This window comes from Rothia sp. HSID18069, assembly GCF_003989155.1.
GTDB classification, from domain to species: domain Bacteria; phylum Actinomycetota; class Actinomycetes; order Actinomycetales; family Micrococcaceae; genus Rothia; species Rothia aeria.
Map to the genome: position 1 here is coordinate 119517 of NZ_RBMG01000002.1, position 23489 is coordinate 143005.

Genomic DNA, 23489 nt, shown 5'->3' on the forward strand with positions numbered 1-23489 from the left:
TAGATGCGGCGCCGACCCCGTCATATAGCTGGGGTCGGCGCCGCATACTTCCTCGAAGGATTATGGGCCTATCCGTTGGAACGGGAAGCCTGCTGGGAGGCGCTCACCTGCTTTGCCTCCTGCACCTGAGCATCAGCTTTTTGAAGTGCCGCGAACCGTTCGGCACTGCGGCGCAGGGCCACCTGTTTACGGTAGCGAGTGGGCCAGGTGTAGCCCATCAGCAGGAGCACAATCAGCATACTCAGGGCCGCAACGGCAATGGCCGCATCTACCCAGAACTGCGGCGGGTACAAGCGGATGAGTGTGTCGTTCAAATGGAACTGCCAGTTACCCTGCGGGAAGAACGTGGCGTGGAAGGTTGTAAACAGCCAATCCCAGCTGAAAATACCAACGGCAGCAAGTACGCCCAGAATCCCCACCGTCAGCCACGCACCGGTGAAAAGGCTGCGGCGGATAACACCGGGGGCACGCTCCCGCAGGGTTGCGCTTGAGATGAACGCTAGGATGAGCATCAGTACCGCCGCAGCGGTGGAGTACAGGATGACCAGTTTTACATCATGCATATGCCCCACTTCATCGGGCAAAAACGCAGATTTATGCTCCGCTCCGGTGGTGATACTCTCCAAATATGAGCGGGGGGCGAAGTTCGTCACATAGTTAAGTCCGTAAGAGCCCAACCGCATCCGTTCAGCGGTATCAAACCCGTAGGCATCTGCCGGGAACCCGGGACGGTGGTATTCAAGCCACAGGAATGCGTCAGAAGCCACCGCACGGACCGCGATCATTATCACCAGAATCGGCACCGCGAGGGTAATAATAGTTGACCGCAGACGAAGCAGAGGCGGCTTATCGAGCACTATCAGCTCAGCCTTAGGGGCAACCTTGACTGCTTCGGCTTTACCCGGTTTGGGAACGTCAATATATTCCTTGGGAATATCAACCTCATCGGGGTCCGCAGCGACGCGCACCACCTTATTGCTGGTGGTCGTCTCAGTGCGGTATTCCTTCTGGCGGGGCTTTTCTTTCGCCACTTCAGTGGCCTCAGCTTCTTCAACCGACTGGGCGGCCGCCAGCGCTTCCTCCTGCTCTTTTTGGCGCGCATCCCGGCTCAACGCGCTCAGGGTAGGGCTCTTGGGGGCATTATGAACCTCACGCACCAACGGAATGAACCCGGTCGAGACACTCGTGTACGTGCGCACACGCTGCCCTACGCCCCGCTCCCCCAATTTGCTCCGTGCGGGCGCAATGGGTACAGCCCCGGTGGCCACATCTGGTTCAGCCGCCGTACCTGGAGCCTCGGCCCGGATGCGCGCAAACGCCCCCGTCTGCGTCTCAGGCTGGGTGTCCTGCACGTCCTCCTGCGGCGAATCTGCGGCAGGGGCCTCATCTAAAGCGCCCTCAGCCACGGGGTATTTAACGGCGGGGCGTAGCGCCTCCCAGCCTTTCTCATCAGGCTCGGCGGGCGTATCGACGTTCTGGCGATCCTCTGGCATGTAGGTGTTCTCGTTCCGGGTGAATAAATTGAGTGAGTGCGTTGTAAAGATTTGCTATGTCACAGTTTCTCACATACTAAGAACCTTCTGCTGTACTGCTGCAGAAGGTTCGTAGTATGAGCGGTATGATAACCCCCACGCAGCGTGGCACCTATGCGCCGTTATAAGGGCGTGGGCGGCTCGGCACGCGCACCACCTGCCACCCCTGTGGGGCGGTCAGCTGCTCAGCGTGCAGATCACACAAATCATAGGCGTGAGGCTCGCGATGTTCCGAGAGCGGCCCTATGACGGCCGTTGAATCGGCATAGGAGTAGGTGAGCGTAACCGTTGCTTCTCTTTTGCATGTTTGTCGAGAGCACAGTCGTGCGGTTTGCATGGTGGGTAACCTTCCTAGCCTTAGCTTGCCTGCTTGCGCAGCCTCCGGCGTTCGCGTTCTGAGAGTCCTCCCCAGATTCCGAAACGCTCATCATTGTCCATAGCATATTTTAGACACTCTTCGCGCACAGGGCAGACCCCGCACACGCGTTTAGCATCACGTGTGGAGCCGCCCTTCTCAGGAAAAAAGGCTTCGGGGTCCGTTTGGGCACAAAGTGCTTCAGCCTGCCAGGCAAGTTCACCTTCTTCGCCGCCAGTGCCGTAAATATCGGCTGCGGCCTCCCAAATGTCGACGGTGCCACCGTCGGGACAAGCCAGCAGCCCTGTTGCCGCCCTGCATTCTGCAGCGGGCGCGATATCGGCGCCGAGGCTCAGCTCGGCGGCAGCAAGGAACACATTGGCCTGTTCTTCCAGTGATTGCACTGCGTGGATTGTTTGCATAGTGTAGAGCTGGGTTCAAGCCCGGGCAGTCGCCGCTGGCACCAGCCCGAGTGTTTTACATCTCGGGGCTGATGCATGAACCCATGGTCGTCCCTTCCGTGTTCTCATCATGTGAATGAGTCTGCGGGGCCAGCCCCCAACACACTGGGGTGACTGGCCTTTGGTCTGTGGAATTGAATGCCGAAGAAGTAGCGCTTTGCGGGAGGGTTGCGCTATCGGCGGAAGTAACCCCACCTATTCATTAGACGGGCGACACGCCCTATTCGTCAAACTGGACTTAATGTTGCAAAAGGTGTAAACACCTCATGGAACTCAAGTAAGCGGTTACAGCTGATAAATTCATTCCACATATATCGAATAGTCGCAAATAAATCTTTTATACCGACAAATACATGCAAAAGATACGAAAAATGTTTACAAAACAAATAAATATTCGTACTCTGGGTACAAATAAGAGCCTAAGGTATGGTTGAGGAATGGCAGAAAATCTACTCCCCAAACTTTCAACCGCACGCTCTCTCAACCAGGTTTTTCATGCTCTCGCTGCAGTACAAACACCGGCCATTATCTGGCATTCGCGCGGCGGGGAACGGATCGAACTTTCGGGGCGGGTGCTCATGAACTGGGTTGATAAAAGCGCAAATCTGCTCCTCAATGAGTGCGAGGTCGAAGAAGGCAGCACCCTGCACATAGAATCCGACGTGCACTGGCGCTGTGTTGCTCTCTACTTGGCGGCATTAAGGGCAGGTGCGCTGCTGAACAGTAATGAACCGCAGGTTGGTGTAGCGTTAGACGCTGCCACCGCAGCACGCTTTACTCGTTCCCCGGATTTTCTGCTGCTCATTGACCGGGGGCCGCTGGCCATGCGTTATACGGGTGATTCCGAAGCTGTCTTTAATGTTTACGACGGCGAAATCCTGGATTTCTGCGCCCTGGTGCGCAGCGAGGCAGATCAGTTCATGGGCATGCCGCCCCACCCCACCACAGAGGTGCTCGCCGGAGTCACCAATGCGGATGTGCTCGCCGAAATACTCAAGCAGGCCCGCAGCTTTGACTCCCATCAGGTGCGGCTTGACAGCGGAGAACCAGCCCTTGCGGTCCTGCTTAACTCTCAGCATAGTTTTGGCACACCCGAAAATGCTCTCGCCATTGTCTGCGAGGTACTCGGGGCTCTCGTGGCTGGCTATGCAGTACTCATCACCGACCCCACAGCAGGTTTTACCCCAGCAGAGATAGCACCGATTCTTGCAAGTGAACGGGCTGTAGATACCCGCCGCCAGGGGAAATAACTGTTACAGGTTAAGCAGCAGTAGATTAGCTACACTGCTGCGTTGATGAAGCCACGCGGTAGCACCTGCGAAGCTGCACTGTACAGCGTTAAATAAAGATGGCGGCCCACACATCATGGACCGCCACCTTCATATTCCGTCATACATTAATTTTTATTGCCGTTCGAGACTTCAGCCTCAGCAGCTGACTCCTGCGCTATAACAGCTTCTGCTTCAGAGTCGTGGGTCATAATCTCGGTTGCTTCTTCCAGCATATGGCCAAGCTCTTCATGCTCGGTAGCCCCACCCTCAGCAACCTGTTTGCGGTGTTTGCCGTACACCCAGAACCGGTAGAGGAAATACCTCAGGATAGTACCCAAAATAGTGCCAATAATCGTGCCCGAAATGAACGAGGCCTGCGCAGTTCGCAACCCCAAAATGTAGGTGCTGAAAGCCACGCACCCGGCTTCAACAAGGATTCCCAGAATATTTACGAACGCAAACTCGATTGCCTCACGCTTCCAGTTCTCGGAGCGGTTCTCACGGAACGTCCACAGCCGGTTCATTAACCACGAGAAAATAGTGGCTACGATACTGGCAATCACCTTGGCTTTAGTGTGGGAGTCGTGCATGATGGTCACCATAAGCGTCCACACCACCACAGAGTTCACCACGAATGCGGCGCCGCCAACAGTGCAAAATTTGGCAATCTCAATGCCATACGTGTTCCAAATCGCTTTGATTCGGCTGGGAAGTGAACTCATGTTTACCTTCTTGTTGTGCCCCGGTGAGGATAGTTCACTGGGCCGCATGTATTTCTACCTACCTTGAAATGGTAGTACACCACATACGAATATGCCTTCTCCGCTGCCCCTTTACAAGTCAACTCCCAGTTTTATGGGAGCCTATGTGCAGCTTACTACCGTTGTTATTGGCTAAGCGCTAGACTTAGGTGATGTGACTTACCCTGTAACTGGACCAGTAGTTGGCGTGATCGGTGGCGGACAGTTAGCCCGCATGATGGCACCGGCGGCAACAAATCTCGGATTGAATCTGCATATCCTCGCCGAAACCCCTCAGGTGGGTGCCGTAGCTGCGGTGCGTACCGCCGTAGTAGGCGATTACAAAAACCTTGACACCCTGCGTGAGTTCGCGGCCGGTAAAGACGTGATTACGTTCGACCATGAGCACGTTCCCACCGAACTATTGCACGCCCTTATTGCAGAGGGCGTGAATGTGCAGCCACGCCCGGAAGCCCTGCAGTACGCCCAAGATAAGCTGCTCATGCGCGCTGCGATCGAACGGCTGGGACTGCCGAACCCCCGATGGGCTAAAGTGAGTACGCTCACCGAACTACTTGAGTTCGGGGATGCGACCGGCTGGCCGGCGGTGCTCAAAACCCCGCGCGGAGGCTATGACGGCAAGGGTGTGTTGGTGCTCGAATCTGCTGGGGACGCTCGTGAACGCGCCGCCAGCTGGTTCGACCAGTTGGAATCACGCACCGATTTTTCCTCACTTCTGGCGGAGGAGAAAGTACCGTTTACCCGCGAGCTGTCGGCGCTGGTGGCCCGCCGTGAGAGCGGGCAGGTTATCCCCTGGCCTGTGGCTGAAACAATCCAAGTACATTCGGTGTGCGATGAGGTGATTTCCCCCGCCCCGAACCTTGAGGCGCAGGTGGCCGCAGCCGCATCTGAGGCGGCGGTGCACATCGCCACAGAGCTGGGCGTGACCGGGGTAATGGCTGTCGAACTGTTCGAAGTTCCCGGTTCTGCATCCGGGTTCTATATTAATGAGCTGGCGATGCGCCCCCACAATACGGGGCATTGGACCCAAGACGGTGCAGTCACCAGCCAGTTTGAGCAGCACCTGCGTGCGGTGCTTGACCTGCCGCTGGGTGATGCATCTGCCCTTGCTGAAGTGAGTGTGATGAAGAATTATCTGGGCGGGGAACATGATGACATTTTCGGTGTGTATCCGCTGGCTTTTAGTGCGGAGCCACGCGCAAAAATACATTTCTACGGCAAAGAACCCCGGCCGGGGCGTAAGATTGGTCACGTAAACGTTACTGGCGGTGCGCATGAACTTGAGCAGCTGCGTCATATTGCCGCGAATGCTGCCTCTATTCTGCGTGATGGCAGGCCGCTATAGGTTTAGATGTGTCCCTTGTGGAAGGAGAAAGAGAATGACGACCTCCCCGTACGATTCTGACAGCCCCGTAGTGGGTATTGTGATGGGCTCCGATTCCGACTGGTCCGTTATGGAAGCAGCCGCGACGGTACTTGAAGAATTCGGTATCCCCTATGAAGCCGATGTGGTTTCGGCACACCGCATGCCTGAAGACATGATCGCTTACGGTCAGCAGGCGCACACCCGCGGTATTCGCGTGATTATTGCTGGCGCTGGCGGTGCAGCACATTTGCCGGGGATGCTCGCCTCGGTTACCGCACTGCCGGTGATTGGTGTGCCGGTGCGGTTAAAGAACCTGGAGGGTATGGATTCCCTCCTGTCAATTGCACAGATGCCCGCCGGGGTTCCGGTGGCGACTGTTTCAATTGACGGGGCGCGTAATGCAGGTCTTTTAGCTCTGCGTATTTTAGGGTGCGGCACCGATGACTTCGCGCAGCAGGTGCACTCCGACCTGCTGGATTTCTCAAAGAACCTGCGTCAGAGCGCGGTCGATAAGGGCGCTGCGTTGCGAGCCAAGCTAGAGGAGCGCCGTGCAGAACAGCAGGATGATGCACCCACCATCCGCAGCTCGGAACCGACCCAGCCTAAGCAGCCCACCACCCCCGGCGAACCGCAAGCGTACGTCCCGTAAAAACACAGTACGCAGAAAACCCTTTCGGTTTTTCGTTTATGATTACGCAGTTGCTGCGCACCCTATGAACGCCTAGTGCACGGGGTACACGGCAACTGCGTGTTTATTTATGCTCTTTCCCGTAAAAACCTGCGGTTTCGGTGGGTTAAGCACTGACACAGCACACATCGGCCGCAGGATGAACCCTATAGAATGGTGCCCATGAGCAATATTCTTCAGTCAGAGATTTGGGCGCGTTTTCAAGAATCAAACGGGCACACCGTCATCCGCCGCAGCGGCGAGGGTTGGTCGTATATCGCCACCGTTGAGGGCGGTAAAACCGGCAGGTACCTATACAGCCCGTACGGGCCGGTGGCCGAAGATGCACAGACATTTGATGCCGCCCTCACCTCACTGAAGGCTGAGGCGAAGGCACACAAGTGCCTGTTCGTGCGAATCGAGCCCACCAACCCGGCGATCTGGGGTGAACGTGATGCGGCGGCATTTTTGACCTCACGCCAGGCGGTGCTTTCACCCCGCCAGGTTCAGCCTGCCCACACACAAATCATTGATCTTTCGGGAAGTGACGATGAAATCCTCAAGGGGATGAAATCGAATAACCGCAACCTGCACCGCAATATTCACAAGAAAGGTGTGAGCATTGAGGTGTCTGAGGATCCTGAGGATATGGCGGTGCTGTATCAGTTCTTGGAGGCAACTGCCGACCGGAACGGCTTTAACCGCCAGCGAGACGAATACCTGTCGCAGGTGGCACGGGTGCTCATGCCCGCTAAGGCTGCCTCCCTGTATATTGCCCGTCTCACACATGAGGACGGCACGGTGGAGCCGATTGCCGCAGCTTTTGTCTACGACTCAGACGATACCCGCACCTACGCCCACGCGGCGGCCTCATTTGAGCACCGTAAGCTTTCGGCAGGCATTCCGGTGGTGACGAACCTGATTTTAGACGCGAAGGCTAAAGGTCTGAAGTACGTGGATTTGTTCGGCATTGCCCCGGAGGATGAGCCGGACCACGAGTGGGCTGGGTTTACGAAGTTTAAAAAATCTTTTGGTGGTGAGTCAGTCACCTACCCGGGCACGTGGGATGTTCCGGTGAACACTGCGGGCTACAAGGTGTACGACGCCGCATACCGGGCGCGGCCGAAGGCGCAGCAGGCGCTCACTCAGACAAAAAAACTCGTGAAGGACGCCCCCGCACGTTTGAAGAAACTCTTGAAACGATAAAACCGCCACGTAAAAGTTTTAACGGCCCACCGTACCACTTGGGTTTCGGCTGTTTGGTGCCGCTGTGGCCTTGCGCCAAACAGCCGGGACTGTACCGTACACACTTTTATATTCCGTCAGATGGGTGTTCACAGGCGGAGTCAGCCGCGTAAATATCTTCACCGGCGCGGCTGCTGATTTGCGGCGCTCTGAGCACCTCACAGTATTGCTGTATACGCACAGAAATAAGGACATACGGGCACATTATGATATTTTTACCGGCCAGGGTTAGAGAAGTGTTGGACAGCTCCGGGTACTCGCATCGGTACGCCGTCTCGGACTATGAGCTTAATGAGATTAAGGCCCTCTACCAGAAATTTGGTATCGCCATTAATGACCGCGTGATTGAGCTCATGGGTGTTGTGGGTGATAGGGTTCTTGAGTACCGGAACGGGTCTATCCCCGCCAGAGGGGATGTTCCGTATGAAATAAGCTTCTGCCTCCGCGACGTTCTGGGTAAGTCTGCAAAAACTAATATTTTAAATACCCGCGCGCACATCAGCTGGTACGAGGAACGACTTCACGTGAGTGGGCTGGTTCCTGTGGCGATCATGCCCTCAGGCCCCATGACTTTTTACCTTGACGATCAGGAAAACATATACGGGATTCTTGATGACCTGGTGCTGGGGTATCAAGGGCGCAGCCTATGGAATAGCATGGTGAAACTATTCGACGGTCACGACACGCACGTACCGATCTCACGCCCATAAATAATTCGTTGATCCCAGAGGGACCTTAGGCGGGATTCATCCCCCGCCTTGAGTAGGTTCTGTGCGTCCTGCCTCCCTCCCATCCCATTGTCAGAGTCTCGTAGGTTTTACAGAAGTAGCCGATTGCGGCCAAGAAAACGCGGGAGAAGGCAGATAAAGCTGCCTTCCCCCGCATTGTCTTACGCCCTGTGAAACAGAGCAGGAGCTATTAGTGGGTGTGTGCGAGAATTTCCTGCATACGCTGCAGACGGTGCTCCGCCTCAACAGTGCGCACAGTGCCAGAGGAGGAGCGCATGACCAGCGACTGGGTGGTCACAATGTTCTTGCCGTAGCGTACACCGCGCAGCAGCTTGCCGTCGGTAATACCGGTTGCGGCGAAGAAGCAGTTATCGCTGGTGACCAAATCATCAGTGGTGAGGATCCGGTCAAGGTCGTGTCCAGCGGCGAGCGCCTTCTCACGCTCGGCGTCATCGGTGGGTGCCAGGCGGCCCTGGATAACGCCCCCGGTGGCCTTAATAGCGCAGGCAGCAACAATACCTTCGGGGGTGCCGCCGGTGCCGAGCATCACATCAACACCGGTTCCTTCGCGGCAGGCGGCGATAGCGCCAGCGACGTCACCATCAAGGATAATGCGGGTACGGGCACCGCAGGCGCGGATTTCTTCGATCAGCTTGACGTGGCGGGGGCGGTCAAGCACGCACACGGTCAGTTCGTTGATCTTTTTGCCTTTAGCCTTGGCGACCAGGTGCAGGTTCTGTTTCACGGGCAGGCGCAGGTCTACGAAGTCTGCGGCCTCGGGGCCGGTTACGAGCTTCTCCATGTAGAACACGGCGGAGGGGTCAAACATTGAACCGCCATCGGCCACCGCAATCACGGAGAGGGCGTTATTCATGCCGAGCGCGGTCAGGCGGGTGCCGTCGATGGGATCTACCGCAATGTCGAGGTTGGGGCCGGTGCCGTCACCAACGACTTCACCGTTAAACAGCATGGGGGCCTTGTCTTTTTCACCTTCGCCAATGACGACGGTGCCGTTGAAGTTCACGGAGGATAGGCGGTAGCGCATTGCGTCCACTGCGGCGCCGTCTGCGGCGTTCTTATCTCCTGCCCCCACCCAGGGGCCTGCGGCGATGGCGGCGGCTTCGGTGGCGCGCACGAGCTCCAGCGCGAGGTTACGGCTACCGTGGTTATTGTTGTTCTCAGTCATTACTCACCTTCGAGGGTTGATTGGGCCAGCCGGCCGGGCGGCCGTATAGTTTGGCGGTCTCTACGTTATCTAGCATAACGCGGGCTGTTTACTGTGTGGTTCTTTTGAGCGGTTTTTCTGGTGGGTTCTTAGAGGTTTGCAAGGATGCGCAGCTCACGTGAATGGTGCGGCACGGGGTGCGTCCGGTGCGTGTTGGGGGGGTATAGAGTGGCCGTTTGGGTTCGGGTGCTCCAGCAGCGGTGTGAGAGAATAGACACTGTGGAAAATTCTCAGAATAACGCACACAACCCCCAGGACGAGAACCCACCCGCCGGTACGAGGAAGCTGGGTGATGCATCCTCCAGCTCTTCCGCTGCCGAGCTACCGCAGGACCTTACTGCAGCCGAGCGTCCGGACGGTGAGCAGACGGTGACACCGCAGATTACCGTTAAACAGGCGAAGCGTATTAACGCCCCGGCGCGCAACATGATTATTTCGATGGTTGCGATGATTCTGATCCTTATTCCGGTGCTATGGCTTATGCCACGCCCGGATAAAACCCCGTACCGCCCGCAGGTAAATGTGGCGCAGGTTGCGTTTGAGTCGAGTCGTCAGGCAGGGTTTCCGGTGGCTGTGCCGCAGCTGGAAGGCTGGCACTATAACTATGCCCGGTGGAATGGTAATACGCCGGATAATATTGGGTTTTTTAAAAGCGGCCAGGTTACCGGGAAGAACCACTTTATTGAGCTAACCCAGGCGAAAGATACAAACCCTACCTGGGTGGCTCAGCAGACTGATAACGCCACAAAACAGGGCACCGAGCAGATAGCCGGGGTGGAGTGGGAGGTACGGGCGGCTACCTCAAAGAAAAATAATGAGCGTGTGTACTCATATGTGGCTCACGTGCCTTCTGCGGGAGGGCAGAGCACCACGATTATCCTCAGCGGAGCCGCCGACCCCGCGGAGTTTTCCCAGCTGGCAGATGCGGTTAGCGCCTATTTGAAGAACCCCACCGCTACGGCTGACCCCAGCCGGCACGGGTAGCACCATTCGGTAAAGACCCTGTGTGTTCAAGCGCGCTGTTGCATGAGAATGTGGTGGTAGGAAACGGATGACTGGTGCCTCTTTCGCAGAACAGAGAGATGACACGGGCATGTGGTACGTCGAAAAGATGCCTGAGCGCATACACTAGAGGTAGTTTCTCAACGGGGTCCCGTTCGGGCCCCGCAATAACCGCGGATGACTGTGAAAGGGGACGGTGCACGGTGGGTTCTCTCAAAGATCAGGTTCAGCCAAGCCCGGCGCAGGCGTGGAAACGTCTTAAAGACGGTAACCAGCGCTTCGTGGAGGGCATCAGTGAGCACCCTAACCAGGATTCCAGCAGGCGAACCCTGCTCTCAGGCGGGCAGTTCCCGTTTGCGTGCATTTTTGGGTGCGGAGATTCTCGTCTAGCAGCTGAAATCATTTTCGACCTGGGCCTGGGGGACGCCTTCGTGGTGCGCACAGCCGGGCAGGTGATCGAGAACGGTGTGCTCGGTTCCATTGAGTACGCGGTGGAGGAGTTCAAAACCCCCATCATTATGGTGCTGGGCCATGATTCGTGCGGTGCGGTCACGGCAGCCCGCAACGCAGCCCAGACGGGTGATATGCCGCCGGGGTTTATTCGCAACCTGGTGGAGCGTATTCTGCCGTCGGTGATTGCGCCCTCCCTGCCGCCGCACGCGCACGTGAACGATATGGTGCGTGAGCACACCCGGCAGACAGCCATGCGTATTACTGAGCAGTCCCATATTGTCTCGGATGCGGTGCTCAGCGGCGAGGTTGCCGTAATTGGGGTGTTCTATCACCTGCGTGACGGTAAAGCGGAACTGGTGTTTAGTTCTCAGGACTTGACGCTGCCCAATACCCCCACCGGCGAGGGGCAGTCACCGACCACCGCTTCCCTGCCGGTGAGCGTTAAACAGCAGCCGCGTATCGTCTTCGCTGAAACGTGGGGCGAGGCTTCCCCCTGGGGGTTGTGAGCCTATTGCCGGGTGCCCGCGATCGGGTGCGTACCGCACCCCAAGCATCCGTGTACAACCCCACATAAGCACATATTTTTCTGTGGCTTTGCCCCGCTCCCTATTGCGTTCCAACGTTTAGGGTGCGGGGCGTTACATTCTGAAGGTTGAGGCGGAAAATTTCGCCCTATTTTCTGGATGTAATATCTTCAAAATCGCAGTGTCAGCATGATTTTTGCGCCTATCCTAGAGGTATGGCTGAAAATATTGAATACCGCATTGAACATGACACCATGGGCGAAGTTCGCGTGCCCGCCAACGCACTCTACCGTGCACAGACCCAGCGCGCGGTCGATAACTTCCCGATTTCGGGGCAGACCCTCGAATCAGCCCATATTCGCGCTCTTGCCCTCGTGAAGAAGGCAGCCGCGACCGCCAATGAGGAACTTCAGGTGCTCGACGCTGAGCGCGCCCAGGCTATCCGCGAAGCGGCGGATCTGGTAGCAACCGGTGAGTACGACGAGCATTTCCCCATTGACGTCTTCCAGACCGGTTCGGGTACCTCATCGAATATGAACACTAATGAGGTTCTGGCAACGCTGGCAACCCGTTCCCTGGAATCACAAGGTATTGAGGTTCACCCCAATGACCATGTGAACGCCTCCCAGTCTTCCAACGATGTTTTCCCCACCTCCGTGCACGTTGCCGTGACCGAGGCGCTGGTCAAAGAGCTGATCCCTTCCCTTGAGGTTCTCGCTGCATCGTTGGAAAAGAAGTCCGCCGAGTTCAAGGACGTTGTCAAGTCCGGACGCACCCACCTGATGGATGCAACCCCCATTACCTTAGGCCAAGAATTCTCTGGCTACGCCGCTACCGTGCGTTACGGCATCGAACGTGTGAACGCTTCCCTGCCCCGCGTGGCTGAGGTTCCCCTGGGCGGCACCGCTGTGGGTACCGGTATCAATACCCCGGCAGGCTTTTCGGCACGTGTGATTGAGCTGCTTGCTGAAGAAACCGGTCTGCCCCTGACTGAGGCGCGTAACCATTTCGAGGCGCAGGCAAACCGCGACGGTCTGGTTGAGGTTTCCGGTCAGCTGCGTACCCTCGCCTACGGTCTGATGAAGATCAGCAACGATATTCGTTGGATGGGTTCAGGCCCGAACACTGGTTTAGGCGAGCTGCACATCCCCGATCTGCAGCCTGGCTCGTCCATCATGCCCGGCAAGGTAAACCCGGTGATTTGTGAGGCTACTATTCAGGTTGCGGCACAGGTGATTGGTAATGATGCGACCATCGCGTTGTCCTCCACCAACGGAGCCTTCGAGCTGAACGTGGGTATTCCAGTAATGGCGGCTAACCTGCTCCAGTCCATCCGTTTGCTCGCCAACGTTTCTCGCGTGGCGGCGGAGAAGATGATTGACGGTCTGAGCGCCAATGTGGAGCGTTGCCGCTTCCTGGCGGAGGCATCACCTTCGACCGTGACCCCGCTGAATAAGCTCATCGGGTACGAGGCCGCCGCGAAGATCGCCAAGTATTCCGTGGCGAACAAGGTCACCGTGCGCGATGCCGTGGTGGCTTTAGGCTACGTTGGACGCGGTGAGGTAACCGAGGCTCAGCTCGACGAAGCTCTGGACGTCACCAAGATGCTGGGTGATTTCTAACCTCAAGCAGCGTATCCTAAGTATTCTCCTGTAACTGCAGGAGTTCGATAACGCAGCGTAAATCCCCGCCTGCCCCATGATGGGGTGGGCGGGGATTTACTTTTACGCATAAGCAGGTGCGCACAACTAACCCAGCTATGCCCCGGGAGCGCGTATAGCGGTTATTGCTTTGACAAGTTCTTTACCATCGCCGAATAAAGGCAGAAGCATTATGAGGTGCATATACCACCAAAACGCTATGAAGCTGTGCCCCATCAGCTGCCACACCGTGCCCCCAATAAAAGCGGCTGCTGGGCCAGCTACAGCGACCATCAGAGAGGATTTAGGGGTGAGATCCTCATGCGGTGTGAGAAGAGAGAAGCGCAAAGGGGTCGATTCGATGCGAATATGGCGCACACCTGCGACGTACCGTAACGCCAGGGCATGCCCCAGCTCATGGATAACGGCCGGTATTAGCGCGCAGGTTACTACCAACCACATGATGAGCAGGCCCAGCACTACTAATCCTGCGGCCAATTTACCCTCACGCATCTCTACCCTGCCCGGGGTGAAATAAATGTGCTGCCCTTGGTCCCCCAGCAGCCCGCCTATAACTAGGAGGAAGGCAAACACGATAATCGGCAGAAATAGCACGGCTACCCGATAACACAGGTACAGCATGCCGCTAAGGTTTAGCGTGAGCGGGCGAGAACGCCCGGCCCATATCTGCTTATTGGAGGCGTTCATTGGTTTTACGCTTCTTCCGTTGAAAAAACAGATGTACAACCAGTTGCGCTACCGCCGCTATTTTTCATCCTCTTAACCAGCTCCTCACTTTAAGTAGAAGTTTTATTCCCCTCTCAAACGGCGAATCATAATTTACATCTCGTGAGATGCTTTTCATTATTTATGCAGTGAACATGAACGTTTCAGCCGTGGTGAGTGCGTCGTTGGCGAGAGTGCCCGTTTTGCTCATAATCTGCACCCCAAGGGTGTATTTTTGGTGGTATCCAGGCCGGAAACATACGGTATGTTCACTTCAAAAGCACCGTTATTGATCTTCTCGGGGCGCACGGTAATGAGGGAAACTGGGTCGGGGGCTAACCGCCCGGGCTCACCCAGCCCAGCGCGGTTAATAAATAGCCGCAACCTCGCACCGGCAGGAATGTACCGGCTTTCAAATCCGGTACCGCGTACCGTGATGCTCCCGCCAGCGGCGCTGGGGTTCTTATCGAAGTCAAGCCGAGGGCTCTCCGTCAGCACGGTAATGGGGGTCTGCGTATCGTATTTGGTGGTTTCGGAGGTGCGATGCCCTTCCTCAGTGCTTTCGGCGTAGCTAATCATGGTCTTCACCGCGTACTCTAGCCCTGCACGATACTGCCCGTACCAGAGCTGCCCGGTGACAAGCTCCGTATTTAAACGCCCCATCCTCTATGCGTTCGGCGGGTACGTGCACAAAACCTAGGTGGGTGTCATCAATGGTTTCGGGGAAATACTCGGGTTTGCTGGTGTCTTCTGTGAGACCCACATAGACGCTCACCCGCTGGCCAAGCTGCACCCCGTAAAACCCGGTGCCTTCCACGTAGATGGTGCACGGAATGTACGGGTTGACGTTCTCGGTCAGGGAAAGGTTTAGCTTCGGCAAGAAGCTCTGAGTATCGTCCCCAGGGTCGTTGAGGGGTTCGGGTTCGGCCAGCACTGGGGTCAGCGGCAACGACGCCACCCCGGCGAGGGCTAAGGCACAGGCTAAACGGCGGCTGGGCAGGGAACTCTTAGCGTTTTTGAACGATTCGAGGCGCATGAGTGTCTTTCAGATGTGGTGTGTGCTTGCACTCCCAACCTACCAAAATTTAAATCTTTAATGAAGGATTTTTGAAACTATTACCTGAAAGTTTTCAGCGGTGTTGTTCCGCACCGAATCACCCGTGTAGCACCAAGATGGTGCCGTTTACCCCTTCGGTGACACCGATTCGTACCCAAACCTGCAGTGGCCGTCATAGCCTAAGGCCGCATCAATACGATCAAGCATCCTCTCTGAGAGCATGGCCCGCTCGGTCGGGTCCGTCATATCCGCCCAGCGCACTTGGGTGGATTCGTCATCATTGACGCGCGCATCACCAGCAACCCAGCGGCACAAAAACGTGTGATCCAGAAACTGGCACCGGTCCCCGTTACCGAACCGCATGGCGGGGTCGGCTTTGAGCTGCGCGAGCGCAAGCACCTCAATCTCCACCCCCGCCTCTTCATGCGCCTCCCGAAGACAGGTCAGCGCGGGGTTCTCGCCGGGGTCCACGATACCCGTCACGGGTGTCCACGCATCGTTGTCGCTGCGGCGCACCAGCAGCACACGGTGGTCAGAGTCGCGGCGGATAACAGCCGTAGCGCCCGAAAGCCACAGGTAGTCATGACCGATTTTCTCCCGCAGGGTGAGGATGTATTCAGGGGTTGGCACTTAATGCCCCTCCTTCTTAACTCGATAGTACGACGGTTACTGCGCCGCCTAGAACAGGGTGTAGGCGGGCCACACCCACCCGGTGAGCGCCCCTAAAAGCATGAACGGCCCGAACGCTACACGCGTGCCGCTGCGGGCCATACCGAACAGAACCAGCGCCAAGGAGAACACCCCACCCACAATGAAGGTAACGAGCGAAGCCCACACCAGGTTCACCATCGAAAAATAGGCAAGCGCCCCACCGAGTGCAAGAGCGAGCCGTACATCTCCGCGCCCAAGAGCCCCAAACGAGAGGACGCGCATCAACAGGTAGAAAACCCACAGTACCGCCCCACCCAGGAATACCCGGCCGATAGCACCTGCGTCGCCCTTCATGAGGAGCACGAGGGGAAGGGCGGTGTAGGTACTCAAAATCATTGAGTACACGATACTGCGCGGCAGGCGGTGCTCACGCACGTCCACGCGCCACAGCCGTATCCCCTGTATGAGGGTGTGCAGGCAGTACAGTACCAGCAGCACTGCGGAGACGGTTAACCAGCCGCCGCCATGCAGTAGGGTGGTGATTTCCTGGTACATGCGCCCGCCTTACCCTGGTATGACCTCACTAACCATTAACGGTACCTGATGCTTGGCAACGGTACGGAACAGCCCCTGACGGGGTCAGGCAGCAGCTGACTTAGGATCCGAACCGGCGGTTACGGCCCGCGTAGTCACGCAACGCCCGCAGAAAGTCCACGCGCGTGAAATCGGGCCACAGGGCACGGCAGAAGTACAGTTCTGAGTATGCGCTCTGCCAGGTCATAAACCCCGAGAGGCGCTGCTCCCCCGAGGTACGGATCAGCAGGTCGGGGTCGGGCATTCCGCGCGTATACAGCCGCTGGTTAATGTCGGTGACGCTCAGGGAGGCGGCCAGCTCCTGCACGGAGGTTCCTGCGGCGGCGGCGTCACGCAGCAGCTCACGCACCGCATCGGCGATCTCTTGGCGCCCACCGTAACCAACCGCAATATTTACCTGCACCCCGGGCAGCGTGGAGGTGGCTGTTATAGCCTGTTCTAAGGTGGCGCGCAGGCTCTGCGGTAGCATGGCGATGTTTCCTACCGCATTCACGGGGCCTACGCGGCTGGCCACCAGCCGGTTAAGGAACTCGTCAATCACGCTGATTAAGCCGCTCAGTTCCCCGGCGGGGCGTTTGAGGTTCTCGGTGGAGAGCATGTAAAGGGTTACTCGCGGGATGTTCAGCTCGGTGCACCACCCCAAAAAATCAATAATGCGTTCTGCCCCTGCGGCGTGTCCTTCACGGGTACTCAGTCCGCGTTGGGCCGCCCACCGGCGGTTGCCGTCCACCAGCACCCCAATGTGCTCGGGCAGCGACTGTGCTGCTAAAGAGTCAATGAGGGAACGTTCATAAACGCTTGGGGCGGGTGTCACGCCCGGTTCGGCGGCTATACCGTGTACGGTGATGACCGGAATCATGGCGGTGTTAGTGGCGCTCACGGGCCACCTCATCCTTGGTTACCGCTGCGGTATCCTCCCCAGCTTTAGCTGGTTCGTTGGGTGTTTCCCCCTCGTGTTCTGATGCGGCAGCTAGCTCCGCTTCCCGGGCGGCGGCGTACTGGGCACGGTACCTGAGGCGGCGGGTGCGGCGGGTCATATCAACACCAAGGGCAACCACGAGCAGGCTCAAAAGTGCGGTCGCAAAAAATCCGCCGATACCGGGGGAACCGGCGGGACTGCCGTCAGGGTTCGAAGCTGGAGTTACCTCGGGGGCAGCTTGCAGAACGGCATGTGTGACGTCGAATAGAGCGTTCAGAACGAAAAGGCTCATGGTTCTCCTGCGTTACCTTCAGCCGTGCGGCGCGGATAAAGTCTAAGCTTTCATTCTACGCGCTCAATTGCGCGGCACAAGCTATCCTGCACATATGGCACCTGGGAATAACCCCAAAATAGGGTTCGGGCTAGCCGATGGCAGACGGCGCGGCGAACGGCGCATCACCTGAAGTTCAATACTCCTCGGTGGCTCGTACTGGGCGGCGTGATTGGGGCGGGTGCCTCCGCTGGCTCTTTTAGCCAGCCGCCTTATAATCCAGCCCGTCGGCGAGGCAGCACTCCGGCAGGCCCACCGGCACCCGTGAGGCGATCAGCGTGTAGTCTTCCCACGGCCATACCTTCTTCACATCCTCTGTAGGAATCGCAAAAAATGCGCCGTTCGGGTCGATTTGTGAGGCGTGGGCCAGCATCGCTTGGTCGCGCCGGTCGAAATAGGCGGAGCTGGGGATACGCGTGGTGCTTTCGTGACGGATTCCTTCTGTACTGACCTGATCAACCAGGTTTTCCACCCACCCCGAAAATACGCTCTGCCCATCACGAGCCATAAGAAATTCGTGTCCCGCAACCAGCCGTTCAGGATTAAACGCACGGTCGTAGTAGAGTTTCAGGGGTGCCCACGGCTGCCCCTCCCCCACATATGCTTCGGGGTCACCGGCTTTCTCGTATGCCTCAACAGCGACTTTGTGGCTCATAATATGGTCGGGGTGCGGGTACCCGCCGATCTCGTCGTAACTGATCATCACATGCGGGCGGTACTCGCGCACCAGGCGCACCAGCGGCGCCGCCGCACGTTCAAGGGGCTGCACCCCAAAGCACCCAAAAGGTAGCGGAGGCATAGGGTCCCCTTCGGGCAGGCCGGAATCCACAAACCCCATCCAACGGTGCTCAATACCGATCGCCTTCGCGGCGGCAGCCATTTCGCTGCGGCGCATCCCTGGAAGGTCACGGTGGGCGCGGGGGCTGTGTTTAATCTCTTCATTCAGGATGTCTCCACGTTCACCGCCGGTCATGGTGGCGACCATGTAGCGGGCGCCCCTATCGGTGTATGCGGCTGCTGAGGCAGAACCTTTAGACGACTCATCGTCAGGGTGGGCGTGAACTGCGAGAATACGCAAGCCTGTGTAATCATCTGCGAGAGGGGTCAGCTCATCCACCGAGGGGTGCTCGGGGAGCTGGGCTTTTAGTCTTGCTACAGCGTCGCTCACGTGTGTGTTCCTTCAAGTATCTAGTGCCGTCTGTGTGGTATCCGCTCAGGGACTAAAATGGAAGAGGCACATAACCGCTTCGTTGTGACATAGTACCGAAGATTCGCGTCGTGTGCCTAGTACTCGTGACGCTTTATGAACGGCTGTAACGCGTTGTTACAGGAAACCCGTCAATGACTGTTAACGCACCGGCTGGGAGGTATTTATGACCGCAGACGCTCGCCGTCATCACCCCGCCGTTGAGGAAACCCCGAAAATTTCTGCTACGGGCGCACCGGCATCACCAAACCTGGCTGACCGTTACGGCCGCTCCCCCAGGCCCCGCCGCACAGTTCCCACCCGCCTGTGGGTGGCCCTAGCTGTTGTGGTGACCCTGCTGGCGGGGGCTTTCGTGTTTTGGGTTCAGGCGGATGCCGCCGCACGCCCCAGCGCCCGCGACACGGGGTTCACGCTGGTGAGTCACGATGAGGCATCCGGCGAGTTTGAACTCTCAAAAAACCCGCACGATGCGGCCATCTGTTCGGTCAAAGCTTTGAACTCTTCGCGTGTTCCGGTGGGCTGGACTGAAGTTGAGATTCCGCCGAATACCGCCGAACAGGGTAATGAACGGGTGAGCCGGCACAGCGTGAGTTTACGTATCCTTTCTGAGGCGACCACCGTGACCGTGGATTCGTGCCGTAAGAAGTAGCCGCCAGCTTACTTTCTGACTCCCCTAGCTATCCCAACCAGCACACCATTTCTTCCAGGATTCAGGGGTGGGGAAAGTGCCCCGGTTTAGCTCTGACTCGTATCTGTCTTAGAATGGCTAGAGTCGAAAGGGGGCTGTATGCCCCACACCCGCACCGGCGTGCCCGGCGCACAACCGAAGGAAAACAATGGCAGCAACCGAGAACAATGGTGCATGGCTGACGCAGGAGGCCTACGACCGCCTAAAAGAAGAGCTTGACCACCTCTCCGGCCCGTACCGTCAGGAGATCGTGGAGCGCATCGCCGCCGCACGCGACGAAGGAGATTTGCGTGAGAATGGCGGCTACCATGCCGCACGCGACGAGCAGGGCAAGAATGAGGCCCGCATTAAGCAGCTCACCCACCTACTAGAGAACGCTAACGTGGGCGAGGCCCCCAGCGACGACGGGGTGGTTGCGCTCGGTATGGTGATCGAGGCAGAGATTGCTGGGCGTCCCATGAAGTTCCTGCTAGGCTCCCGCGAGGTTGAAAGCACCCTGCCAGAAGGCAGTGACCTGAAGGTGTTCAGTGAAAAGTCACCCATGGGCGCGGCTATCCTGGGGCACAAGCAGGGTGAAGAGGTCACCTACCAGGCACCCAACGGCAACGATCTGGTGGCTAAGATCATTTCAGTCACCCCGTTCCAGGGCTAAGCTCTGGGCGCAAAAAGGTTTCAGACGAAAACCCGGGCTACTCGTTTAGTCCGGGTTTTTATGTAACCGTTATAGCCCACCTTCAAGTGCCCGCTCCCCTGGCCGTTTCGGGCGTATCACTTGCAATATCCCCTCTTAAGGAAAACTATGGAACCTGTAGCTTTTGACGATATTCCCCTCGAGATTTTTCTGCAGGATATTATGGACCTCACCCGGCTGTTTCCGGAGGATTTTCCTGCGGAATTCGCTAAAATGGCCGCACGTATCGGGGTGGAGAAACAGCACCTGTTCATTACAGACTTCATCGAAGACACCCGGGAACATGTGGTAGGGCACTATCTGGGGTATGTCTTTGATGCGCTCAACCGCAGAATGTACCAGTACGAGATTCGGGGCGGGAACAAGCTCTATCTTAAGGAAGTCCCGGTGGAGGACCTCACTGTACGCGATACGGACAGTGTGAAGGTTCTTGACCTGCTCTAGTACGGCGGCACCCGGGCAGGATGCAAGCCCCGCCCCGTTGCAGCACCGACAGGGTCACAACGGTACCGGTTGGTATAGTGTGGGGGCAGCCCACGCCCGGGTCTTTAGTAGACGATAATCGGGCGGAAGCCCTCCTCCTCAAGGGCCGAAATGACGCGGTTGCAGTGCTCAGTGCCGTTGGTTTCCATATCGATCGTGATCGAGACGTCGCCCATTGATAAGGATCCGCCCACTCGCGTGTGGTCCACACCGGTGACATTCGCATCGTTCTCAGAGATAATGCGTGAGATTGTTGCCAGCTCGCCCGGACGGTCGGAGAGCATCATCTTAATCGTCATGTACCGGCCTGCCGCCGAAAGGCCGCGCTGAATCACTTTCAGCATGAGCATCGGATCGATATTACCGCCCGAGAGCACGCACACTACAGTGCCCAGCTCGCCGTATTCTTCCTTGAGTTTGCCGTTCATCAGTGCCGCCACCGGTACCGACCCGGCAGGCTCCACGACCAGCTTATTGCGTTCCATGAGGAAGATGAGGGCACGGGCGATGTCGTCCTCACTCACCGTCGCCACATCATCCACCAGCTCTTTAATGATGGAGAACGGCAGCTGGCCGGGGCGCCCCACCGCAATACCGTCAGCGATGGTAGAGACCTTCTTCAATGGCACCAGCGCATCTGCTGCCAGCGATAGCGGGTATGCGGCCGCGTGCTCAGCCTGAACACCAATAATACGGATTTTCTTACCCAGTTGGGCTTCTTTAGCGCGTACCGCCGTGGAGAGCCCCGCCAGCAAGCCGCCGCCGCCCACGCCCACAATGATGGTGTCTACGTCGGGCACCTGCTCCAGGATCTCAAGCCCAATGGTGCCCTGCCCGGCGATAATATCCTCATTATCGAAGGGGTGCACGAACACCGCGCCGGTTGCCTCGGCGTAGCGTTTTGCCTCGGCCAGTGCCTCATCCACGGTGGTGCCGTGCAGCTCAACCTCCGCGCCGTGGTCGCGGGTGGCAGTAATTTTGGGGAGGGCAGCGCCCAGCGGCATGTAAATGCGCGCTTTAATGCCCAGTTTAGCGGCCGCCATCGCCACCCCCTGAGCGTGATTTCCCGCCGATGCAGCCACCACACCGTGTGCTTTCTCAGCCTCGCTAAGTTTAGCCATGCGAACATACGCGCCGCGTGCTTTAAACGAGCCGGAACGCTGCAGGTTCTCGCATTTGAAGAACACCTCAGAACCGAGTTTGAGGCTTAAAGCCCGCGAATGCGCCACCGGTGTGCGCTCAATAACCCCCGTGAGCAGTTCAGCTGCTGACTCAATCTCAGATAGGGTTACAGGCAGGTCATCAAGGGGTGCGTTCACGTTCAGTCCGTTCCATTCGCAGGTGGGCACATCTATTGACTATTTTAGTGGATGCATACCGTATTCGGAGAACATAAAACCGTGCCCTGCGCCGCATAAAACGGTGAGGCCCATCCCAGCTTAGTACTGGAACAAGCCTCACCACACCACGACAATAGCGGCTACTTATTGCCCTGCTTCCGGGAGGGTTTCTTACCCTGGGGCGAATCAGTATTTTCTGCGGAGGCAGGCTCTGCAAGTGCAGGCTCCTCGGCGGGTTCTTCGTCACGGCCAGCAGCTGTGCGTGCCCGCCCCCGAACGCGCTCAGCAGCGTCCTCAACCGCACCGCGGCGGCGTTTGGCAGCTTCACGACGGCGCACTTCGTGCGGGAAAAGGAACTCTTCGGTACGTAGCTGCGGATCGTTCTCCCAGCCGCGAGAGGCCAAGTACCGCACCACGGAATTGACCACAGCGAGCACAGGAACCGCGAACAGCGCACCCGTAGCCCCGAAAATCATGGACCCACCGGCCACCGCGAAGATCACGGCCAGCGGGTGCAAAGACACCGCCTTGCCCATAATCAGCGGCTGCAGGATGTGCGACTCAAGCTGCTGCACCAGCAGCACAATGCCGATCATAATGAGCGCCTGCACCGGTCCCAGGGCCACCAGCGCCAGAAGAACCGCCACCGCTCCAGAGAGTAAAGCACCAATCACGGGGATGAACGACCCCAGGAACACGAGCACACCCAATGGTATGGCCAGCGGCACGCCCAAGATTGCGGCACCAATGCCGATACCTACCGCATCAATAGCGGCCACAAGAATCTGCACCCGCACATACGCGCCCAGGGACTTCCACCCAGCGCGCCCTGCACCGTTAACAGCGTCGCGTGCCCGCCGCGGGAGAAGTCCCACAATAAACAGCCAGATGCGTTCGCCCTCCATGAGGAAAAACACGAGGGTGAACAGGGTGATAAGAGTTCCAGTCGCCACTTCGGCGGCGGTGCTGCCCACTTCAGAGACCCCGCGAACAATGGAACTGGGGTTATCGGAGGCCAGCTTCCTGCCCTGCTCCAGCAGCTGGTTCAGCTGCTCCGCCCCAAGCGAGTACCCCATATTATCGAGCCAACGCACCAGCTCGTTGTACCCTTCGAGGGCTTTGCTCCATAACGAGACGAACCCCTGGGCAAGCTGCTGCCCGGTAAGCGCCACCAGCGCCAGCAGACCCACAATCATGCCGATTTCGGCGATGGCGGTAGCCGCACCTGCGCGTACGCCGCGTTTACGCAGGGCGTACACGGCGGGGCTTAGCAGGGCCGCCAGCAAAGCCGCAACCATGAGCGAAATAACGAGCAGGGATACTTTCGCCAGCCCCTGCCAGAGAACCCATCCTGCCCCGGCAACCACCAGCAGCCGCCACGACCAGGCGGCGGCGGTCTCGAGGGCAAAAGGAACCGTAGTATTTTTCGTAGGTGCTGTATCGTTCGTATCGGGTGTTTGGCCCATCGGCTCTCCTCAATTATTTCGCTACACGAAAGCGCAAGCGGGGCACATCATGGAACGGTGTGCCCTCCCCATAAACCGTACCCCACCAGGGTTCTTTAGACGAAAA

General features: G+C 57.6%; 26 protein-coding genes. 11 read left to right on the top strand and 15 right to left on the bottom strand.

Annotated elements, in window-relative coordinates:
- Positions 1-68: 68 nt before the first annotated feature.
- The 3 genes from D8M41_RS06355 to D8M41_RS11930 form a co-directional block, all read right to left on the bottom strand.
- Positions 69-1493 carry a DUF1461 domain-containing protein gene (locus D8M41_RS06355; protein ID WP_126926605.1) on the bottom strand — a complete coding sequence of 475 codons (1425 nt, stop codon included), beginning with the start codon at positions 1491-1493 and terminating at the stop codon, positions 69-71.
- 151 nt (positions 1494-1644) lie between these two features.
- Positions 1645-1869, bottom strand: coding sequence for a DUF3499 family protein (locus tag D8M41_RS06360; RefSeq protein WP_126926606.1), 225 nt, complete (start codon positions 1867-1869; stop codon positions 1645-1647).
- A 20-nt stretch (positions 1870-1889) separates the two neighbouring features.
- Positions 1890-2309, bottom strand: coding sequence for a WhiB family transcriptional regulator (locus tag D8M41_RS11930; RefSeq protein ID WP_023133822.1), 420 nt, complete (start codon positions 2307-2309; stop codon positions 1890-1892).
- 476 nt (positions 2310-2785) lie between these two features.
- Between D8M41_RS11930 and D8M41_RS06370 the strand changes: the two genes are divergently transcribed.
- Positions 2786-3598, top strand: a complete 813-nt coding sequence (locus tag D8M41_RS06370; RefSeq protein WP_126926607.1) for a TIGR03089 family protein — start codon at positions 2786-2788, stop codon at positions 3596-3598.
- A 146-nt stretch (positions 3599-3744) separates the two neighbouring features.
- Here D8M41_RS06370 and D8M41_RS06375 read toward each other — a convergent pair whose 3' ends face one another.
- On the bottom strand, positions 3745-4341 hold the full coding sequence (locus tag D8M41_RS06375; protein WP_023133820.1) for a GtrA family protein: 597 nt from the start codon (positions 4339-4341) through the stop codon (positions 3745-3747).
- A 193-nt stretch (positions 4342-4534) separates the two neighbouring features.
- On the opposite strand from D8M41_RS06375, the gene D8M41_RS06380 reads away from it, so the two are divergent.
- The 4 genes from D8M41_RS06380 to D8M41_RS06395 all read left to right on the top strand — a co-directional run bounded on the left by D8M41_RS06380 (position 4535) and on the right by D8M41_RS06395 (position 8368).
- Positions 4535-5725, top strand: coding sequence for a 5-(carboxyamino)imidazole ribonucleotide synthase (locus D8M41_RS06380; RefSeq protein WP_126926608.1), 1191 nt, complete (start codon positions 4535-4537; stop codon positions 5723-5725).
- Between the two features lie 34 nt (positions 5726-5759).
- Positions 5760-6395 (top strand): 5-(carboxyamino)imidazole ribonucleotide mutase, encoded by a 636-nt coding sequence (gene purE / locus D8M41_RS06385; RefSeq protein WP_023133819.1) that lies wholly within the window; start codon positions 5760-5762, stop codon positions 6393-6395.
- A gap of 201 nt (positions 6396-6596) precedes the next feature.
- Positions 6597-7619 (top strand): lipid II:glycine glycyltransferase FemX, encoded by a 1023-nt coding sequence (locus D8M41_RS06390; RefSeq protein WP_037285998.1) that lies wholly within the window; start codon positions 6597-6599, stop codon positions 7617-7619.
- Positions 7620-7894: 275 nt separating this feature from the next.
- Positions 7895-8368, top strand: a complete 474-nt coding sequence (locus D8M41_RS06395) for a hypothetical protein (protein ID WP_126926609.1) — start codon at positions 7895-7897, stop codon at positions 8366-8368.
- Positions 8369-8576: 208 nt separating this feature from the next.
- Here the strand turns inward: D8M41_RS06395 and glpX are convergent, their stop codons facing one another.
- Complete coding sequence (gene glpX / locus D8M41_RS06400) at positions 8577-9572, bottom strand: class II fructose-bisphosphatase (protein WP_023133814.1); 996 nt, start codon at positions 9570-9572, stop codon at positions 8577-8579.
- A gap of 258 nt (positions 9573-9830) precedes the next feature.
- Here glpX and D8M41_RS06405 point away from each other — a divergent pair, with 258 nt between their 5' ends.
- The 3 genes from D8M41_RS06405 (at position 9831) to D8M41_RS06415 (ending at position 13212) form a co-directional block, all read left to right on the top strand.
- On the top strand, positions 9831-10595 hold the full coding sequence (locus tag D8M41_RS06405) for a DUF4245 domain-containing protein (protein ID WP_037285747.1): 765 nt from the start codon (positions 9831-9833) through the stop codon (positions 10593-10595).
- Between the two features lie 221 nt (positions 10596-10816).
- Positions 10817-11572 carry a carbonic anhydrase gene (locus D8M41_RS06410; protein WP_006888076.1) on the top strand — a complete coding sequence of 252 codons (756 nt, stop codon included), beginning with the start codon at positions 10817-10819 and terminating at the stop codon, positions 11570-11572.
- A 233-nt stretch (positions 11573-11805) separates the two neighbouring features.
- On the top strand, positions 11806-13212 hold the full coding sequence (locus tag D8M41_RS06415; RefSeq protein WP_126926611.1) for a class II fumarate hydratase: 1407 nt from the start codon (positions 11806-11808) through the stop codon (positions 13210-13212).
- A gap of 135 nt (positions 13213-13347) precedes the next feature.
- On the opposite strand, the gene D8M41_RS06420 is transcribed toward D8M41_RS06415, so the two are convergent.
- The 8 genes from D8M41_RS06420 to mca all read right to left on the bottom strand — a co-directional run bounded on the left by D8M41_RS06420 (position 13348) and on the right by mca (position 18676).
- Entirely contained in the window at positions 13348-13938 is a 591-nt protein-coding gene (locus D8M41_RS06420; RefSeq protein WP_126926612.1) for a hypothetical protein, read from the bottom strand.
- A gap of 225 nt (positions 13939-14163) precedes the next feature.
- The gene (locus tag D8M41_RS06425) at positions 14164-14544 is read right to left on the bottom strand and encodes a hypothetical protein (RefSeq protein ID WP_126926613.1); all 381 of its coding nucleotides are present in this window, start codon (positions 14542-14544) and stop codon (positions 14164-14166) included.
- Positions 14528-14992: a hypothetical protein gene (locus D8M41_RS06430; protein ID WP_126926614.1), complete on the bottom strand. Its 465-nt coding sequence runs from the start codon at positions 14990-14992 to the stop codon at positions 14528-14530. The genes D8M41_RS06425 and D8M41_RS06430 overlap by 17 nt, the downstream gene beginning before the upstream one ends.
- 147 nt (positions 14993-15139) lie before the next feature.
- Positions 15140-15643, bottom strand: coding sequence for an NUDIX hydrolase (locus tag D8M41_RS06435; RefSeq protein ID WP_126926615.1), 504 nt, complete (start codon positions 15641-15643; stop codon positions 15140-15142).
- A gap of 48 nt (positions 15644-15691) precedes the next feature.
- Positions 15692-16219 (bottom strand): prepilin peptidase, encoded by a 528-nt coding sequence (locus tag D8M41_RS06440; protein WP_126926616.1) that lies wholly within the window; start codon positions 16217-16219, stop codon positions 15692-15694.
- A 100-nt stretch (positions 16220-16319) separates the two neighbouring features.
- Complete coding sequence (uppS, locus tag D8M41_RS06445; protein WP_051122052.1) at positions 16320-17117, bottom strand: polyprenyl diphosphate synthase; 798 nt, start codon at positions 17115-17117, stop codon at positions 16320-16322.
- A 7-nt stretch (positions 17118-17124) separates the two neighbouring features.
- A complete protein-coding gene (locus D8M41_RS06450; RefSeq protein ID WP_094758208.1) occupies positions 17125-17469 on the bottom strand; it encodes a hypothetical protein in 345 nt (114 codons plus the stop codon).
- A gap of 238 nt (positions 17470-17707) precedes the next feature.
- The gene (gene mca / locus D8M41_RS06455; RefSeq protein WP_126926617.1) at positions 17708-18676 is read right to left on the bottom strand and encodes a mycothiol conjugate amidase Mca; all 969 of its coding nucleotides are present in this window, start codon (positions 18674-18676) and stop codon (positions 17708-17710) included.
- A 205-nt stretch (positions 18677-18881) separates the two neighbouring features.
- Here mca and D8M41_RS06460 point away from each other — a divergent pair, with 205 nt between their 5' ends.
- The 3 genes from D8M41_RS06460 (at position 18882) to D8M41_RS06470 (ending at position 20538) form a co-directional block, all read left to right on the top strand.
- Complete coding sequence (locus D8M41_RS06460) at positions 18882-19364, top strand: DUF4307 domain-containing protein (protein ID WP_126499672.1); 483 nt, start codon at positions 18882-18884, stop codon at positions 19362-19364.
- 187 nt (positions 19365-19551) lie between these two features.
- A complete protein-coding gene (greA, locus tag D8M41_RS06465; protein ID WP_126854092.1) occupies positions 19552-20055 on the top strand; it encodes a transcription elongation factor GreA in 504 nt (167 codons plus the stop codon).
- Positions 20056-20202: 147 nt separating this feature from the next.
- Positions 20203-20538 (top strand): hypothetical protein, encoded by a 336-nt coding sequence (locus D8M41_RS06470; protein ID WP_037232633.1) that lies wholly within the window; start codon positions 20203-20205, stop codon positions 20536-20538.
- 104 nt (positions 20539-20642) lie between these two features.
- On the opposite strand, the gene ilvA is transcribed toward D8M41_RS06470, so the two are convergent.
- Positions 20643-21896: a threonine ammonia-lyase gene (gene ilvA, locus D8M41_RS06475; protein WP_023133801.1), complete on the bottom strand. Its 1254-nt coding sequence runs from the start codon at positions 21894-21896 to the stop codon at positions 20643-20645.
- Positions 21897-22057: 161 nt separating this feature from the next.
- Positions 22058-23383, bottom strand: coding sequence for an AI-2E family transporter (locus tag D8M41_RS06480; RefSeq protein ID WP_126926618.1), 1326 nt, complete (start codon positions 23381-23383; stop codon positions 22058-22060).
- Positions 23384-23489 lie beyond the last annotated feature (106 nt).